The 16,787-nt window shown below is 57.5% G+C and carries 17 protein-coding genes; 16 read left to right on the top strand and 1 reads right to left on the bottom strand.

The annotated features are described in order from the left end of the window. The first annotated feature begins 380 nt into the window (after positions 1 to 380). The 10 genes from nifD to I6F28_RS17310 all read left to right on the top strand — a co-directional run bounded on the left by nifD (position 381) and on the right by I6F28_RS17310 (position 10,655). A complete protein-coding gene (nifD, locus tag I6F28_RS17355; protein WP_225129591.1) occupies positions 381 to 1,883 on the top strand; it encodes a nitrogenase molybdenum-iron protein alpha chain in 1,503 nt (500 codons plus the stop codon). Between the two features lie 66 nt (positions 1,884 to 1,949). Next, positions 1,950 to 3,506: a nitrogenase molybdenum-iron protein subunit beta gene (gene nifK, locus I6F28_RS17350; protein ID WP_225129590.1), complete on the top strand. Its 1,557-nt coding sequence runs from the start codon at positions 1,950 to 1,952 to the stop codon at positions 3,504 to 3,506. A 95-nt stretch (positions 3,507 to 3,601) separates the two neighbouring features. After that, positions 3,602 to 5,248 (top strand): nitrogenase iron-molybdenum cofactor biosynthesis protein NifE, encoded by a 1,647-nt coding sequence (gene nifE, locus I6F28_RS17345; RefSeq protein ID WP_225129588.1) that lies wholly within the window; start codon positions 3,602 to 3,604, stop codon positions 5,246 to 5,248. Between the two features lie 9 nt (positions 5,249 to 5,257). Further along, positions 5,258 to 6,667 carry a nitrogenase iron-molybdenum cofactor biosynthesis protein NifN gene (gene nifN / locus I6F28_RS17340; RefSeq protein ID WP_225129586.1) on the top strand — a complete coding sequence of 470 codons (1,410 nt, stop codon included), beginning with the start codon at positions 5,258 to 5,260 and terminating at the stop codon, positions 6,665 to 6,667. Next, positions 6,664 to 7,059 (top strand): nitrogen fixation protein NifX, encoded by a 396-nt coding sequence (gene nifX, locus I6F28_RS17335; protein WP_225129584.1) that lies wholly within the window; start codon positions 6,664 to 6,666, stop codon positions 7,057 to 7,059. Before nifN ends, nifX begins: the two co-directional genes overlap by 4 nt. Positions 7,060 to 7,065: 6 nt before the next feature. After that, positions 7,066 to 7,542 carry a NifX-associated nitrogen fixation protein gene (locus I6F28_RS17330; RefSeq protein WP_225129582.1) on the top strand — a complete coding sequence of 159 codons (477 nt, stop codon included), beginning with the start codon at positions 7,066 to 7,068 and terminating at the stop codon, positions 7,540 to 7,542. Continuing rightward, entirely contained in the window at positions 7,539 to 7,739 is a 201-nt protein-coding gene (locus I6F28_RS17325; protein WP_225129580.1) for a CCE_0567 family metalloprotein, read from the top strand. Before I6F28_RS17330 ends, I6F28_RS17325 begins: the two co-directional genes overlap by 4 nt. 12 nt (positions 7,740 to 7,751) lie before the next feature. Beyond that, the gene (fdxB, locus tag I6F28_RS17320) at positions 7,752 to 8,048 is read left to right on the top strand and encodes a ferredoxin III, nif-specific (RefSeq protein WP_225140382.1); all 297 of its coding nucleotides are present in this window, start codon (positions 7,752 to 7,754) and stop codon (positions 8,046 to 8,048) included. 893 nt (positions 8,049 to 8,941) lie between these two features. Continuing rightward, positions 8,942 to 9,781 (top strand): host specificity protein, encoded by an 840-nt coding sequence (locus tag I6F28_RS17315; protein WP_225129576.1) that lies wholly within the window; start codon positions 8,942 to 8,944, stop codon positions 9,779 to 9,781. Between the two features lie 478 nt (positions 9,782 to 10,259). After that, positions 10,260 to 10,655, top strand: coding sequence for a Rieske (2Fe-2S) protein (locus tag I6F28_RS17310; protein WP_225129574.1), 396 nt, complete (start codon positions 10,260 to 10,262; stop codon positions 10,653 to 10,655). A gap of 8 nt (positions 10,656 to 10,663) precedes the next feature. On the opposite strand, the gene I6F28_RS17305 is transcribed toward I6F28_RS17310, so the two are convergent. After that, on the bottom strand, positions 10,664 to 11,254 hold the full coding sequence (locus I6F28_RS17305; protein ID WP_225129648.1) for a hypothetical protein: 591 nt from the start codon (positions 11,252 to 11,254) through the stop codon (positions 10,664 to 10,666). Positions 11,255 to 11,517: 263 nt separating this feature from the next. Here I6F28_RS17305 and I6F28_RS17300 point away from each other — a divergent pair, with 263 nt between their 5' ends. The 6 genes from I6F28_RS17300 to I6F28_RS17275 all read left to right on the top strand — a co-directional run bounded on the left by I6F28_RS17300 (position 11,518) and on the right by I6F28_RS17275 (position 16,501). Continuing rightward, entirely contained in the window at positions 11,518 to 11,838 is a 321-nt protein-coding gene (locus I6F28_RS17300; protein WP_225129572.1) for a HesB/IscA family protein, read from the top strand. Further along, complete coding sequence (locus tag I6F28_RS17295; RefSeq protein ID WP_306469170.1) at positions 11,838 to 12,074, top strand: NifU family protein; 237 nt, start codon at positions 11,838 to 11,840, stop codon at positions 12,072 to 12,074. Before I6F28_RS17300 ends, I6F28_RS17295 begins: the two co-directional genes overlap by 1 nt. A 100-nt stretch (positions 12,075 to 12,174) precedes the next feature. Next, positions 12,175 to 13,341, top strand: coding sequence for a cysteine desulfurase NifS (nifS, locus tag I6F28_RS17290; RefSeq protein WP_225129568.1), 1,167 nt, complete (start codon positions 12,175 to 12,177; stop codon positions 13,339 to 13,341). Next, positions 13,338 to 13,562 (top strand): putative nitrogen fixation protein NifT, encoded by a 225-nt coding sequence (nifT, locus tag I6F28_RS17285; protein WP_027571421.1) that lies wholly within the window; start codon positions 13,338 to 13,340, stop codon positions 13,560 to 13,562. Before nifS ends, nifT begins: the two co-directional genes overlap by 4 nt. A 1,205-nt stretch (positions 13,563 to 14,767) precedes the next feature. Further along, positions 14,768 to 16,267, top strand: coding sequence for a nitrogenase cofactor biosynthesis protein NifB (nifB, locus tag I6F28_RS17280; RefSeq protein ID WP_225129646.1), 1,500 nt, complete (start codon positions 14,768 to 14,770; stop codon positions 16,265 to 16,267). Between the two features lie 9 nt (positions 16,268 to 16,276). Next, positions 16,277 to 16,501, top strand: coding sequence for a 4Fe-4S binding protein (locus I6F28_RS17275; RefSeq protein WP_225129566.1), 225 nt, complete (start codon positions 16,277 to 16,279; stop codon positions 16,499 to 16,501). The last annotated feature ends 286 nt before the right edge of the window (positions 16,502 to 16,787 follow it).

Raw genomic sequence — 16,787 nt, 5'->3', positions numbered from 1 at the left:
CGTAAGCACCTGTAGATCTCAGCAGGCATAGATAGCATTGGCGAGCCTGTGTAGGCCACTCGGCCTTGCAGCCGGTCTTCCTGTTCGGCCGCTTTCGGCGAGCGCCGATTGCAGAGTATTGCGATCGCGGACACGCTCGAGTATTGGGCGGGCAATTTCACCCATAACCAGCCCTTGTTCCATTTCGAACAGGGCCAAGCCAAGAGTTCTCTGCCCAAAGCGTGATGTCGGGTTCGCAACAACACCCCCTATCACCGCACGAGGCGCGCTAAGCGATTTTGATTGCTCTGTTTTTTGTGCTCACGAGATGCTGGCATGCTGGTTGCAGAAGTCTTGGCAAGAAGCCGCCCTCGCAACAGCTAACCTTTGAAGGACATCAGATGAGTCTCGCCACGACCCAGAGCATCGCAGAAATCAGGGCTCGCAACAAAGAGCTGATCGAGGAGGTGCTGAAGGTCTATCCGGAGAAAACCGCGAAACGGCGTGCCAAGCACCTCAACGTTCACCAAGCCGGCAAATCAGACTGCGGGGTGAAGTCCAACATCAAATCCATACCCGGCGTGATGACGATCAGAGGCTGCGCCTATGCAGGGTCAAAGGGGGTGGTCTGGGGACCGATCAAGGATATGGTTCATATCAGCCATGGCCCGGTCGGCTGCGGTCAGTATTCGTGGGGCTCGCGACGCAACTATTACGTTGGCACGACGGGCATCGATAGCTTCGTGACCCTGCAGTTCACCTCCGACTTCCAGGAAAAGGATATCGTATTCGGTGGCGACAAAAAGCTGGTCAAAATTCTTGACGAAATCCAGGAGCTGTTTCCACTCAACAACGGCATCACGATCCAATCGGAATGCCCGATCGGATTGATCGGTGACGACATCGAGGCCGTGTCAAGAGCGAAATCCAAGGAATATGGCGGCAAGACCATCGTGCCGGTCCGTTGTGAGGGCTTTCGGGGTGTGTCGCAGTCACTAGGCCACCACATTGCCAACGACGCGGTGCGCGATTGGATTTTCGACCAGCTCGAGCCGGATGGCAAACCAAAGTTTGAGCCGACGCCGTACGATGTTGCGATCATCGGAGACTACAATATCGGCGGCGACGCCTGGTCATCACGAATTCTGCTGGAGGAGATGGGCCTGCGGGTGATCGCGCAGTGGTCCGGCGACGGTTCTCTGGCTGAGCTCGAGGCAACCCCGAAAGCAAAGCTCAACATTCTGCATTGCTACCGTTCCATGAACTACATCTCACGCCACATGGAAGAGAAGTTCGGTATCCCTTGGTGCGAGTATAACTTCTTCGGACCTTCAAAGATCGCAGAGTCTCTGCGCAAGATTGCGGGCTATTTCGACGACAAGATTAAGGAAGGCGCCGAGCGGGTGATTGAAAAGTACCAGCCGCTGGTGAACGCTGTGATCGCAAAATATCGCCCGCGCCTGGAGGGCAAGACGGTGATGCTGTACGTCGGCGGGCTCCGTCCGCGTCATGTGATTGGTGCATACGAGGACCTCGGGATGGAAGTCATTGGCACCGGATACGAGTTCGGTCACAACGACGACTATCAGCGCACAGCTCAGCATTACGTAAAGGACAGCACGCTCATCTACGATGACGTCAATGGCTATGAGTTCGAGCGCTTCGTCGAAAAGCTCCAGCCTGACCTCGTCGGCTCGGGTATCAAGGAAAAGTACATTTTCCAAAAGATGGGTGTGCCGTTCCGGCAGATGCACTCCTGGGACTATTCGGGCCCATATCACGGCTATGACGGCTTTGCGATCTTTGCGCGCGACATGGACATGGCGATCAACTCGCCGGTCTGGAAGAAAACGAAGGCCCCCTGGAATCAAGCTTCGAGGGCGAAGCTCCTGGCTGCTGAATAAATCAACTTATCTCGCTCTTTGGGAAAGCCGGGGCGACACCAACCTCGATAGTGAAGGATTTCAACAATGGCGCAGAGTGCCGAACACGTGCTCGATCATCTCGAGCTGTTCCGCGGTCCAGAATACCAGCAGATGCTGGCTAAGAAGAAGATATTCGAGAATCCTCGCGATCCCGCCGAGGTCGAGCGTATCAAGGAATGGACAAAAACGGCCGAATATCGCGAGAAGAACTTTGCGCGGGAGGCGCTAGCGGTAAATCCGGCCAAGGCATGCCAGCCGCTTGGCGCCGTATTCGCCTCTGTTGGCTTTGAGGGCACGCTGCCCTTCGTCCACGGCTCTCAAGGTTGCGTGGCTTACTACCGCAGCCATCTGTCGCGGCACTTCAAGGAGCCTAGCTCCTGCGTCTCTTCGTCGATGACGGAAGACGCTGCCGTATTTGGCGGCCTGAACAACATGATCGACGGGCTCGCGAACAGCTACAACATGTACAAGCCCAAGATGATTGCGGTCTCGACGACCTGCATGGCCGAGGTGATCGGCGATGACCTCAACGCCTTCATCAAGACGTCGAAAGAAAAAGGCTCGGTTCCGGCAGACTTCGACGTGCCATTCGCCCACACGCCAGCGTTCGTCGGCAGCCACGTTACCGGTTATGACAATGCGCTCAAGGGCATTCTGGAGCATTTTTGGGACGGTAAGGCCGGAACAGCGCCGAAGCTGGAGCGCAAGCAGAACGGGGCGATCAACATCATTGGTGGGTTCGATGGCTATACCGTCGGAAACCTTCGCGAGATCAAGCGCATCTTGGCGTTAATGGACATCCAGCACACGATTCTAGCGGACAATTCTGACGTTTTCGATACTCCGACAGACGGCGAGTTCCGGATGTATGACGGAGGCACGACCCTGAAAGATGCGGCCAACGCGGTTCACGCCAAGGCGACAATCTCCATGCAGCAGTGGTGCACCGAAAAAACGCTGCCATTCGTGGCTGAGCATGGACAGGACGTCGTATCCTTCAACTACCCCGTGGGCTTATCGGCAACGGATGACTTTATCCTGGCGCTGTCACGCATCAGCGGCAAGGAGATTCCCGAGCAACTCGCGCGAGAACGTGGCCGCCTGGTCGACGCGATCGCTGACTCCAGCGCGCATATCCATGGCAAGAAGTTCGCGATCTATGGCGATCCGGATCTTTGCTATGGGTTGGCTGGGTTTCTGCTCGAACTCGGCGCCGAACCGACCCATGTGCTGTCCACCAACGGCAACAAGGCGTGGCACGAAAAAATGCAGGTGCTGCTTGCAAGCTCGCCATTTGGGCAGGGCTGCCAAGCCTATCCGGGCCGAGATCTCTGGCACATGCGCTCACTCCTGTTCACCGAGCCAGTCGATTTTCTGATTGGCAACACCTATGGCAAGTATCTGGAGCGCGATACTGGAACGCCACTGATCCGCATCGGCTTTCCCGTTTTTGATCGGCATCATCATCACCGCTCCCCCCTGTGGGGCTATCAGGGCGGCTTGAATGTGCTGGTGAAGATCCTGGACAAGATCTTCGATGAGATGGACAAGAAGACAAACGTTCTTGGCAAAACTGACTACAGTTTCGATATCATTCGTTGATGAGCGACCGTGCGCGTGCCATCGCCAAAGCACTTGAAATGACACAAGCACACGAGGGTTGACCACGCAATTAGTTTGCGCTGAGAGGAAAAAGGATGAATTCACTAGCGGCCACGCTCCAGAATATTTTCGACGAGCCGGGCTGCGCCAAGAACGGCAGTAAGTCGGAGGCTGAACGCAAGAACGGCTGCACCAAACAGCTGCAGCCGGGTAGCGCTGCCGGCGGCTGCGCTTTCGATGGCGCCAAGATTGCGTTGCAGCCGTTCACCGACGTCGCTCACTTGGTGCATGGTCCGATCGCGTGCGAAGGAAATTCCTGGGACAATCGCGGCGCGGCGTCGTCCGGCGCGAATCTGTGGCGCACTGCATTCACAACCGATTTGAGCGAAACCGATATTGTATTCGGAGGCGAGAAGCGGCTCTGCAAAGCGATCAAGGAGATCATCGAGAAGTGCGACCCGCCCGCCATCTTCGTCTATCAAACCTGTATTCCGGCGATGATCGGCGACGACATCAACGCAGTCTGTAAGGCAGCATCTCAAAGGTTCGCAAAGCCGGTGATCCCGATCAATTCGCCGGGCTTCGTCGGCTCGAAGAACCTCGGTAACAAGCTCGCCGGCGAGGCCTTGCTCGAGTATGTGATCGGGACGCAAGAACCGGACTATACCACGCCGTATGACATCAACCTGATCGGGGAATACAACCTTTCGGGAGAGCTCTGGCAAGTGAAGCCATTGCTAGACGAGCTTGGAGTACGGATTCTCTCCTGCATCTCCGGGGATGGCAAATATCGCGAAGTCGCGTCATCTCATCGCGCGCGGGCGGCGATGTTGGTGTGCTCAAAGTCCATGATCAACGTCGCACGCAAGATGGAGCAACGCTACGGGATCCCGTTCTTCGAGGGGTCGTTCTACGGTATTCAAGATTCGAGCGAATCGCTGCGTCAGCTTGCCCGCTTATTGGTTGAACGCGGCGCGCCGACAGATCTGCTCGGGCGCACCGAAGCAGTGATCGCGCGCGAGGAAGCGTGGGCGTGGGCTGCGATAGAGCCGTACAAGCCGCGATTCGAAGGTAAGAAGGCCTTGTTGATTACCGGCGGCGTCAAGTCGTGGTCGGTCGTTGCGGCACTCCAGGAAGCAGGGCTTGAATTAGTCGGAACCAGCGTCAAGAAATCAACCAGGAAGGACAAGGAGCGCATCAAGGAGCTCATGGGGCAGGATGCCCACATGATCGAGGACATGACGCCGCGCGAAATGTATAAGATGTTGAAGGACGCAAAAGCGGACATCATGCTATCGGGCGGCAAGTCGCAGTTCGTCGCGCTGAAAGCGGCGATGCCCTGGCTCGATATCAACCAGGAGCGTTGCCACGCCTATATGGGCTATGTCGGAATGGTCAAGCTGGTGGAGGAGATCGATAATTCGCTCTCCAGTCCGATGTGGGAGCAGCTACGTCGACCGGCACCATGGGAAGCATTGGCCAAGGCGATGGTGCAGATACAATCGCCGATGGCCGCGATCGCCCGCGATCCGGCGCTCGCCGAAACCGCGCGCCGCGCGAGGAAGATCTGCGTGTGTAACAGAGTCGATTTGGGCACGATTGAGGATGCAATCTATGCGCACGGCCTGAAGAGCGTCGCAGCGGTCAGAGAGCATACCAATGCGGTCGGTGGCTGCTGCCAAAGACGCATCGAAGATATCTTGGTGTCCGAACCATCTGCCATGCGACAGGCCGCAGAATAGCGAGGCGTCATGGCAATCGTCACGGCGCCGACAAAAGCGTGCGCTGTCAACCCGCTGAAGATGAGTCAGCCGATCGGCGGCGCATTCGCGTTCATGGGGCTGCGCGGGGCGATGCCGCTTCTGCACGGCTCCCAGGGGTGCACATCCTTCGGTCTCACGCTCTTTGTCCGGCATTTCAAAGAGGCAGTACCGCTGCAGACCACCGCGATGAGCGAGGTCGCGACCGTACTCGGCGGCTATGAGAATCTCGAGCACGCTATACTGAACATCTATAACCGAACCAAGCCAAAGATCATCGGAATCTGCTCGACCGGTATCACCGAGACCAACGGCGACGATGTGGATGCCTACCTCAAGCTAATCCGGAGCAATCATCCGCAACTCGCAAAGTTGCCACTGGTGTATGTCTCGACGCCGGATTTCAAGGGCGCGTTCCAGGACGGCTGGGAAAAGGCTGTGGCGCGCATTGTGGAGGTGCTGGTGGAAGGGCCCAACGCCAGCGGCCTGCGGGATCCATCGAAGGTGAATGTTCTGCCGGGATGTCACCTCACGCCCGGCGACCTTGATGAACTCCGTGTCATACTGGAGGATTTCGGGTTGATCCCGTCCTTCCTCCCTGATCTGGCGGGATCGCTCGATGGGCATATCCCCGATGAGTTTACGCCAACGACCATCGGCGGCATCAGCGTCGACGAAATTGCGAGCATGGGCCGCGCCGGGTGGACAATTGCGATCGGCGCGCAGATGCAGCGGGCGGCAGAGGTCATGCAGGGCAAGACCGGCGTGCCTTTTCGTGTCTTCGAGCGGTTGTGTGGCCTGTGTCCGAATGACGAATTCATGACGTTCTTGAGCGAGATCAGCGGTCGCCCCATACCGTTGAAGTATCGGCGCCAGCGCGGTCAGCTCGCCGATGCAATGCTGGACGCGCACTTCCATATTGGCGGTCGCAAAGTTGCGATCGGCGCTGAGCCAGACCTCCTGTTCGATCTATCCGGCATGCTCCACGATATGGGCGCGCAGGTGACGGCGGCCGTGACGACCACTCAGTCGGGGGTGATCGAGCGGATTAAGACCAAGGAGGTACTCATTGGCGATCTCGAGGATCTGGAAGGGCTTGCCAAAACAAAGCATTGCGACCTGCTGATCACGCACTCGCATGGCAGGCAAGCGGCTGCTCGGCTGAAAGTCCCGTTCTATCGTACGGGTTTTCCGATGTTCGACCGACTTGGTGCGGGACACCAACTATCCGTGGGCTATCGTGGTACCCGCAATCTGGTCTTCGATATCGCCAATCTCGTGATCGCGCATCGTGAGGAGAACGATCGGCCTACGCCCGACAAATGGCGAACTGCGGCCGGATCGCCGCGATGCTCGGGATATCGCAGTTCCACCGGCGCAGCTGAGAGGTCGAGTGCATGAAGGTCGCGTTTGCCACTCAGGACCTGAAACGCGTCGATGCCCATTTTGGTTGGGCAAAGAATATCGCGATCTACGATGTCACGCCTAGCGGGCACGTGTTTCTCAAAGCGGTTGAGTTTGAGGGCGATCTAAAGGAAGACGGCAACGACGACAAGTTGGCGCCCAAGATCGACGCAATCAAGGATTGCGCAATCCTTTACGTCGGCGCCATTGGCGGTGCTGGGGCTGCGCGAGTGGTCGCCAACAAGATCCATCCTATCAAGGTGAACAAGCCAGAAAGCATTCTGGTGTTGCTCGAGAAACTCGAGCGCGTACTGAAGGGCACGCCACCTCCCTGGCTACGCAAGGCTATGGCAAAAGACCGACGGCGAACCTTCGAGTTCGACGAATGAGGTGATATGACCGCTAAAATAGAGCAGCAGGGAAACGCCGCCGACGCGCCGTTCCTCGTGGAGTTGATCAAGGTTTGGCGTGCTCAGGACACCAACGGAGCCTTGGAGGCGAGGAGCGATCTCGATCTGCTCGAACTCTATATTCTGGACAAGGAGAAACGGCGCGCATTGCCGATTATCGGTGATCCTGATCCCGATCCACTGTGGCGGCTTAAGCTTTTCTTCGATGCGGTCGCGCTCTCGATCGAGAGGGAGACCGGCGCGATGACCCAGCCGATTCTGGATCTGCATCATGAAGGATTCGCCCGCATGGTGCTCATCTCAGGCCGTCTGATCGCCGTGAACAAGCAGCTGCGCGATGTGTATCGCTTCGGATTTGATAGTTTGGTGAAGCTCGCGCAGCAGGGCGACAAATGTGTCAGCGACGGAATCGGCCTGATTCGGAAATTTCCGGACGTGGCGAACTATTGGGGATATTCATGAGCGATCGTGAAACACTGAAGGCCGAACTAAGGAAAGTGTCCGCCAAGGCGATACAGGCCAAGCTGGATCTGCACGACCTTTCGGAAGAATTGCCCATCAACTGGACCTCGATCATGGTGGTCGCGCAGAAGGCGTACGATGCTTATGCCGAACTTGAGCGCGAGAGTCTCGCCTTGAAGGCGCTAGAGAATACTTAAAAGGGGCAATGCATGTCGTTCCAAACACGAGACGGACGCGACTGGACGCCACAATACTTGATCACGATCGATGCAAAGAAATGCATCGGCTGTGGCCGCTGTTTCAAGGTGTGCGGTCGAGATGTCATGACTTTGAAAGGAATCGGTGAGGGAGGCGAACTTGTCGACCTCGACGACGAGGACGATGAGATCGAAAAGAAAATTATGGTTCTGAATGATCAAGGCGCCTGCATCGGCTGCGGTGCATGCGCCAGGGTTTGCCCGGCCAACTGCCAGACGCACACTTCGGCGGTACCTGAAGCAGCGTGAGCGAACACACTCGTCCTGTTGTGGCAGGCGAGATATACGTGAGGCAAGGCGCAATTGTGATCAGGTGAACTCAGGTGAGGACGGCATGCCAGAAGGATGTCGACCAAGCATCGAATAGCAAGATCGAGCGGCGAAAGCGTAAGCATTACCGAGGCGATGGTTGGCGCCTCGGGCTATGTCATGCCGGCATAATATCCGTTGCTCACGAACCACTCGTCCCCAAGGTTCGCGTATTCGTAGGAGGCGAGCTGCGCCTCGCGCCGCACTAGGTGGATTGAAGCCTGTCATGATTGAGGCCGAGGAGTCTACTTTGAAAGGCAGTTAGCCACTACATCTGGCGATTTGATCCGAGCGGATCCTGTGCATGTCTGCTTGCGGATCAGGAGAAGCTTATGTTCCCGCCGCGCCGCCGATCGTGGACAATGGTGTCTGCCTAGATGGTCGATTCTACAGGGACGGGATGCGCCGGGAACACCTTAGTTGGTCTTTTGCACACGCCCAGCGGGGACGACATTTCGCTGCCCCACATGGGCATCGAGCGCACATCGCAAAATCAGGACGCGGAACAATTGGCACGCAGGTCTCTAATTCTCGTTGCGGGTTCATGGGTCGATGTACGTGGTCGGGCGGGGTAACCCATCTGCTAATAGGAACGTGCAAGTCATTATCATAAGCATCGGTTTCTTCGACGGATCGTAGCCGCCGATATTACGTGCGATTCCACCCACAGATCGCGGCTAGTCGCAGCTACGCGCAGACTGCGCGGGGTAGCCACGTGTAAACGCTGAGTGCTTTGGTCAGGTTGTGGTCAGCTAGGAATTCTATCCTCGCAGGCAGAGCCGCGCGTGGGCGAGCTCGATTGCGTGCAACTTTTCTCATAGGAGAGCGGTCTGATGTATGGCAGAATCGTTGGCTCATCCAGCCAGTTCACAACCGGTAATGACGATTCGTCAGAAGCGGGAGATAGTCCCCGATTTGCGGAAACAGTTGCAGGGATGGAGCCAAGTGGGTCGTCATCCGAACCAGCGGCGTCATACTCTCTCGTTTCCGAACCGCCCATTAGAGAGATCCCCGACCGCGAAACCTTCAGGAGAGGAGTCGAGAGGTTCTTGCGCAGCGATATCATGCAGATCGCCGAGAACCCACAGGAATACTCAGATTTCGTCTCCCAGAAGGCTGAGCGCGCAGCAACCGTTGCTGGAAGTTACGCCTACACCTACGACGATCCAAATAAGCCAGCACGATTTTACAGCTACCGGTTGGGCGACGAAATTGTCGGGCTATTAAGAGCAGGAGGCCCGGTTCGGATCAAAGGAGACCAATTTCAACAACAGTTTGGGCGGAACGATATCACGTCCGTGGTAGATCTTAGGGTAACTCATCCGCTTGTCGAGAACGCTGGCGACATCTTGCTACAACATCTACTGCGAGAGGACGGCGACCATCCGCTGATCATGTCGAGGCCGGCCTTACCAGGCATGGAACCCCGCCTTGCGGACATGGGTTTTGTTCACGTGGGCCGTAACCACTGGGTGCTTGATCCTCACCAAAATCCCGAAGTGTGGACGAAGAACGAGAATGACAAGTGGCAGCGTGTAGACAAGCCTACGAAGTATCTTTCCAAAGCTGGGGGCAGTGATGTCGGTCCTCAGAGAAGCTACGACTCGGATTCCTCGGACGACGGCGCTTCAATTTACCTGGAGCGCGCTCTTAGGCGAATGCCCCTCGAGTAAATTGGCTGCATAGCAGCACCGGGCCTGAAATGATGGGCTTTCGACCGTTCTATAGCGGACGCAATGGTCTTACTTCAAGGGGCGACGCTCGCAGCGTCGCCCCGGCGGCCGAAACGACCGTCTAGCCCCTCTCCGAGGCTCTTACGATGCTCGCGGGGGATAGGCGATCCGAGGGGCCCTAACGGGGTTGCCACGGCCGTGGCCATCAACGAGCAGCAACGACCAGCCACCGCATGTAGCTATCCGGCAAATCGTGCAGAATGCTTGAAGCCGAAAGCTGTAGCTGGGCGGGCTTCATGGAAGGGCAGCACGGCCCAATCGTCGAACGAACTGGCCTAATTGTGCGTTGGTAATGGGGTGAGCTGCAATAAGCTTGCGCATTGGATTACCACAGACACGATCCGCTCAGGCACTTGCACACTTCTTGCACGTTGATTGCACAACGCAATGAAAAGCGCCTTGCAATAAGCGAGTATGAATGCAGCCAAATCCCATCTATGCAATTTGCGGCTTTAACGACATTCCGAGCCGCCAAGCCATGGGATTCCATCTTATGGTCGTTGAAGATGACGGCAATCACCGGCCGTGGTCCATCATTGTGGTGCGCTGGGGCAAAAAAGTGCTTGGCTATGTCAATAAATGCCCGCACAACAGCGTCAAATTGGATTGGGAGCAGAACCAATTCCTGGATCCTTGCGGCATCCGGCTGATGTGCGGCAAGCACGGTTCGACCTTCGAACTCGGCACCGGGCGGTGCGTCGAAGGTCCATGTCAGGGTAGAGCGCTCACGCCGATCGCGTTGGCAGTTCTGGATGGTGATATCTGTGTCCTCGGCGTGCGTCTTGTCGAAGACGATGCATCGCCAAACAACTGAAGACCGCCTCAGACCGGGCGGTTCTCGTTGCGGTTTTTCACCGGCTCCATCCTCTTTAGCCCGCCGTCGTAAGAGATCTCCTCATAGGACAGATCGAGATCCTTTGCGGCATCGAGGAGGTAATCAAGCTTGCCGCCCGGATCGAGCTTCTTGATGTCGTCCTTGTTGAGCCCGACCAGCTCCATCATCTCCTTCCAAACGGTCGATTCATCGCAGGGCAAGACGTGAAAGTTGATATCACCGAACTTGATTCGATATTTCGCCAGCAAATCGATGTTGTTGCAAAACATGAAGTAGCTGCCGGTTGGGCTTAAGGCGCCGTCAAGGACGGTCGCGACGTCAGCAAGATACGCGAAGGAGTGTAGGTAGCCGGCCAGCACCGGAATAGTGCGTTCTCCGTCCTGCGCGATCGTCAGAACCTGCTCGATCGAATAGTCCGGCGGTCGCTTCTCGTCGGCGACCTGAGTCTGGAACTTCAGTGCGACGTCGCCACGAAAGCCGAACCGGCCCGGCTTGGTAGTCGCGCCTTTGAGTACGGCGTTGAGCAGGCGGCCCTCCTTCTCAAATCTGCCGAGTGCGGTGTTCTCGATTGCAGTCATTAAATTCGTCCTCGATCTAAGCTCTTCACCGACGCCTTGGCCGGTGCCAGATGCGATGCAAATTGCTTGCCGTTGCATGCGTAGCTGCCCGCGCGTAGCTTAGAAAGAAAACGCGTCAGGGGGCCGCGCCTAGTCGTGTCAGGAACCCAACACCGGTTCCAAAGTCAACAGGCGCGGTCCGAAAAAGTGCGCATCATCAAGCGCCTGCGCGCTGGCACGTGACTTGCCCTTAACAGCTAGATCCAAGCTGATGAGGGAAAGCCGTGATCAACCTGACGGACAGCGCAGTGAATGCAATCAAGAGCGCGATTTCATCGTCGGCGCACCCGACCGGCGGTCTGCGCGTCATGATCGAAGCAGGCGGCTGCAATGGATTTAAATACAAGATGGGCCTGGCCGAGGAACCGAAGCCTGACGACACCGTGATCGAATGCGACGGGTTGAAGGTGTTCGTCGATAACAAGAGCCGTGAGCATCTGGTCGGCACGACCATCGATTTCGTGATGGCACTGGAGAGTTCTGGCTTTACCTTTCACAACCCGAACGCCACCGCGAACTGCTCCTGCGGAAAATCGTTCAGCTGATGAAAAAAATCGTTCAGCTGATGAAGAGGACATATCGAAGCATGCCGGCCGAACAACTGAGGCAATCGTCGTCCACTGCGACAGACCTAAAGCGTCGCATTCGCGGGGCTCTCGAAGAGATACGCCCCAATCTGCCACGCGATGATGGCGACTGTCAGCTGATAGGCATCGATGGCAGCAGCAGGATCATGGTCACGCTGACCGGTGCCTGCACGGTTTGTAGACTTCGCGGGTGACGCTGGAAGGCATTCAGGCGCGGCTGGTTGATCAATTCGGCGAATTGAATCTGGTCCCCGTTGCTGCTGCAGGCGAGGCAATGGATGAGCGAGGAATAGAATGCCGATCTACCTCGATAACAATGCAACGACCCGGACCGATCCATCCGTTGTACAAGCCATGTTGCCGTTCTTCACCGAGCAATTCGGCAATGCCTCGTCGACGCATGCCTTTGGCGACGAGGTCGCGGTCGCTGTGAGGCAGGCCCGGCATAGCTTGCGGGGCCTGTTAGGGAACGCATACGATCAAGAAATCGTTTTCACTTCGGGAGGGACCGAGGCGAATAATGCCGCGATCCTCTCTGCGCTTGCGACGCAGGAAGACCGAGACGAGATTGTCACCACCTCGGTAGAGCACTCCGCCGTTCTTGCGTTAACCAAGCAATTGGCGGCAAGAGGAGTCAAGACGCACATCGTACCCGTAGATTCCCGCGGCCGGCTCGATATCGAGGCGTTTCGCTGCGCGCTCGGGCCACGCACAGCGATCGCCTCGGTTATGTGGGCCAACAACGAGACCGGAACGATATTCCCTGTAGAGTTTCTGGCCGGGTTGACCCGTGAGGCGGGCGCGCTGTTTCACACCGATGCAGTCCAGTCCATCGGTAAGGTGCGCGTAAACCTAAAGGACAGTGCGATCGACATGCTGTCGCTATCCGCGCACAAACTGCACGGCCCCAAGGGAATCGGCGCGCTATATTTGCGCAAAGGGACAAAATTCCGGCCGCTGATCTGCGGCGGATCACAGGAACGAGGACGCCGCGGCGGGACTGAGAATATTCCCGGCATCGTCGGCCTGGGAAAGGCTGCCGAGCTCGCGGCGGAGCGGCTCGAACCGGAGCGCGTTCGCATTGGCGCGTTGCGCGACCGCCTAGAGCAGGGAATTTTGCACAATGGCGAGTGCGTTGCGCTCGGCGATATCAGCAATCGGTTAGCGAACACGGCCACTATTGCCTTCGATCATCTCGAAGGCGAAGCCATCGCCCACCATCTCAATCGGGCCGGTATTGCCGTGTCGCTCGGATCAGCCTGCAACTCCGGCTCAATGCAGCCTTCGCATGTTCTGCGTGCCATGCAGGTGCCGGCGTGGCGGATGCGCGGCGCGGTGCGCTTTTCTCTGTCACGTGAAACCTCGTTCGCGGAGGTCGATGAGGTCGTGTGCGCAGTGTCCGACATCGTGGCTCGCCTGCGCGCCACCTCCTGCGTCACAGCCAAGGAGTTGACCACGTGAAAATCATGATCCGCCGGTCTCCGGACGCGGGCCTGTCGATATACGTGCCAAAAAAGGATCTCGAAGAGCCAATCGTGGAATCCGAGCACGAGACGCTATGGGGCGGCTGGATCAAAGTAGCTAATGGCTGGGTGCTCGATTTGCCCGAGATGGCGAGCGACACACGGCTACCGATCACAATCAACGCTAAAAAACGGGGCGAGAACGGGGACGATCCCTGAAGGCGCCCCCGAAGATCGACTTTGTCGATGCGGCCGATGCAAAAGCCACGCTCGTGGACGAGGGCCGCGAGCATTGTTCCCCATCTCGGTCCTGGCCTCGCCGAATTGTGCAGATCCGATATGTCGACCACGCCAGAGGCGTTGCCCGGCTTCTTCGAGCGAGGTTCCGCTGCCGCGGCCGGCTAGGGGCAATGCGTTGGCGTCGGCGCGACAAGTCGAGATCAGCAAAGATCGGTCCGCCGTGACGGCATTGATGGCGCGGGCTTTCGCTCGGCCAGTTCAGCCGACGCGGTCGCGCCATCATCTTGCGTCCCTGTCGCTGCGAGTCATAGTCGACATCTGGTATGATGCCGCCAGGCGCCCGGCGCTGGATAAGCGCGATGGATGGGTCGAAGTGCAGGGTATCACCCGCGTCGGCATTGGCGAAAATCGCTGGTATCGCCTTTACGATTCGCTTGCCGAGAGGTCGGCAGTGCGGTGGCCGTCAGCTGGGCGACGGGGGTGCTGTACAAGTCGCATGGCAGCGTGCAGCCGGCCAACACCTTCCTTATCTCCGACGCGGACTACGTCAGGCGTTGACCGAAATCGACATTCAGACGCCAGTTCCGGACATCCATCAAGGAAAGGCGAACAGACCTTTCTCTTGATCGGCTGTCGCTTCAACGAACAGCTGTTGCGTAGCTATGCGGCGGTAGATCATCAAGCGCTCGGCCAGCACCCACTATGCCATCGTTGATGGGGACGCGCTCTCTCGCAACGAGCTCCGCTTTCTACTCGAGCAACGCCTGACACCGCTTGCGATTGGGTTCCCTTGCACGGTTGAGATACTGCTCACCCATTAGTGGCCTTATGAAGCCCGGATCCCCCAGCTCCTATCGTGGGAGCCGCAACGCGAGAAAACCCGTTCAGATGGAGCCGGTTCCGGCGAGCTTAGCGCGAGCATGCGCAAGCCGTGGAGCTCTGCGTGAGAATGACGACGTATCTGTCGCATCGTCAACAAGCGCATCATTGCTCTTCTTTCGTGCGCCAGCGACGATGGTTTCCGCTAACTCCTTGGCGTATGGCTGCAATTTCATCGTCTGCGCCATGGCATGCAAGTTGCTATCCAGCTTCTTTGATCGTCCTGGGGGGCGATGATGCCAGCAGGGAAAAATGAAAATGAACGCGGAAAGTATGTCAAAGCTGCAGTGGATAGCGGCAAGATGATGCAGCCCGCCCCCGAGCATAAGCGCTGCCGCGCTTCGGCCAAGACCGGACAGGCGAGCTGCGGCTCGCACGCAGGCCAAGGCGATCTGCCGACCGAAATCTGGGAAAAGGTCAAGAACCATCCCTGCTACAGCGAAGAAGCGCATCATCATTACGCCCGTATGCATGTCGCGGTCGCGCCTGCCTGCAACCTCCAGTGCAATTACTGCAACCGAAAATACGACTGCGCCAATGAATCGCGTCCGGGTGTGGTGAGCGAGAAGCTCACGCCTGAGCAGGCGGTCAGAAAAGTGCTCGCGGTCGCGACCAGCATTCCGCAGATGACGGTGCTTGGCATCGCTGGACCGGGCGATGCTCTGGCCAATCCAGCAAAGACGTTCAAGACGTTCGAGCTGGTCGCCAAGGCCGCTCCCGAAATCAAACTGTGTCTGTCAACGAACGGACTCGCACTGCCGGACTATGTTGATACCATCGTCAAGTCCAAGGTTGACCACGTCACCATCACCATCAACATGGTTGATCCCGAAATCGGAGCCAAGATTTATCCGTGGATCTTCTTCAACCACAAGCGATACACGGGTATTGACGCGGCAAGAATACTCACCGATCGCCAACTGCAAGGTCTCGAGATGCTTAGCGAACGAGGTATCCTGTGCAAGGTCAACTCGGTGATGATCCCAAACATCAACGACGACCACCTGATCGAGGTCAACAAGGCGGTGAAGTCGCGCGGTGCCTTCCTTCACAATATCATGCCGCTGATCTCCGCGCCCGAACACGGCACAGTATTTGGCCTCAACGGTCAGCGCGGACCGACGGCGCAAGAATTGAAGGCGCTGCAAGATGCTTGTGAAGGAGAGATAAAAATTATGCGCCATTGTCGCCAGTGCCGGGCCGATGCGGTCGGTCTGCTCGGGCAGGACCGCAGCGCAGAGTTCACCACCGATCAGGTCATGAAAATGGACGTCGAATATGACCTAGAGATGCGCAAGGCATATCAGGGCAGGGTAGAGCATGAGCGTGCCGCCAGAGTCGCGGTCGCCCAAAAGGAGCTTGCGAAATTTGCCGGGGAGATGAGCGCGATCACTCTTCTAGTGGCCGTCGCAACCAAGGGCTCGGGGGTGATCAACGAGCACTTTGGGCATGCAAAGGAATTCCAGGTCTACGAACTTTCTACATCCGGCGCCAAATTCGTCGGCCACCGCCGCGTGGACGTTTACTGCCAGGGCGGTTATGGCGAGGAGGACAGGCTTTCCGCCATCATGCGTGGCATCCATGACTGCCATGCGGTCTTCGTCTCCAAGATAGGCGGCTGCCCGAAAAGCAATCTGATCAAGGCAGGGATCGAGCCGGTCGATCAATATGCCCATGAGTTCATTGAGAAGTCGGCGATCGCCTGGTTCAGATCCTATCTGGATAAGGTGAAACGCGGGGAGATCCAGCACGCGCAGCGCGGCGACGCCGCGATCCCGCAAGGATCTCTTTTCTCCGCAGGCTAAGGGGGATATATGCCATTCAAGATCATCGCCTCGCAGTGTACGAGCTGTTCAGCCTGCGAACCCTTATGCCCGAACGTTGCTATCTCGGAGAAGGGGGGCAGCTTTGTCATTGAAGCGGCGAAATGCACTGAATGTGTTGGCTATTTCGACGAGCCGCAATGCGTCGCCGCCTGTCCGGTCGACAATACCTGTGTGGTTGACACGTCCTTTCCTCGCTACCAGGCGCCAGTCTAAAGTGTGAACCCCATGAACGGCACGCCAAGAGCGGGTGCTGAAAACGTCGCAAGCTTCGTGCTGCGCGTTGGCGGCGGCGCGGACGCCGACGTTCGGTCCTCCATCACGGACGACGACTGCGCTGGCTTGCCCTGCGATCGTGCTGTTGCTGGTCGGCAGCACGGCCCTGGCGGGCATTTCATTCTGCGCGGCGGTCCAAGGCGTTTCGCGATTCCGAGAGCGGCCTTCCTACCCAGCGCTGCTGTCGTCGATGAGACTGACCACGCCGCGCGAGTATGAAGTGATG

The organism is Bradyrhizobium sp. NBAIM14, assembly GCF_020193895.1.
GTDB lineage: Bacteria > Pseudomonadota > Alphaproteobacteria > Rhizobiales > Xanthobacteraceae > Bradyrhizobium > Bradyrhizobium yuanmingense.
The sequence above is the reverse complement of the archived record's forward strand: the minus strand, read 5'-3'. Positions and strand labels throughout refer to the sequence as shown.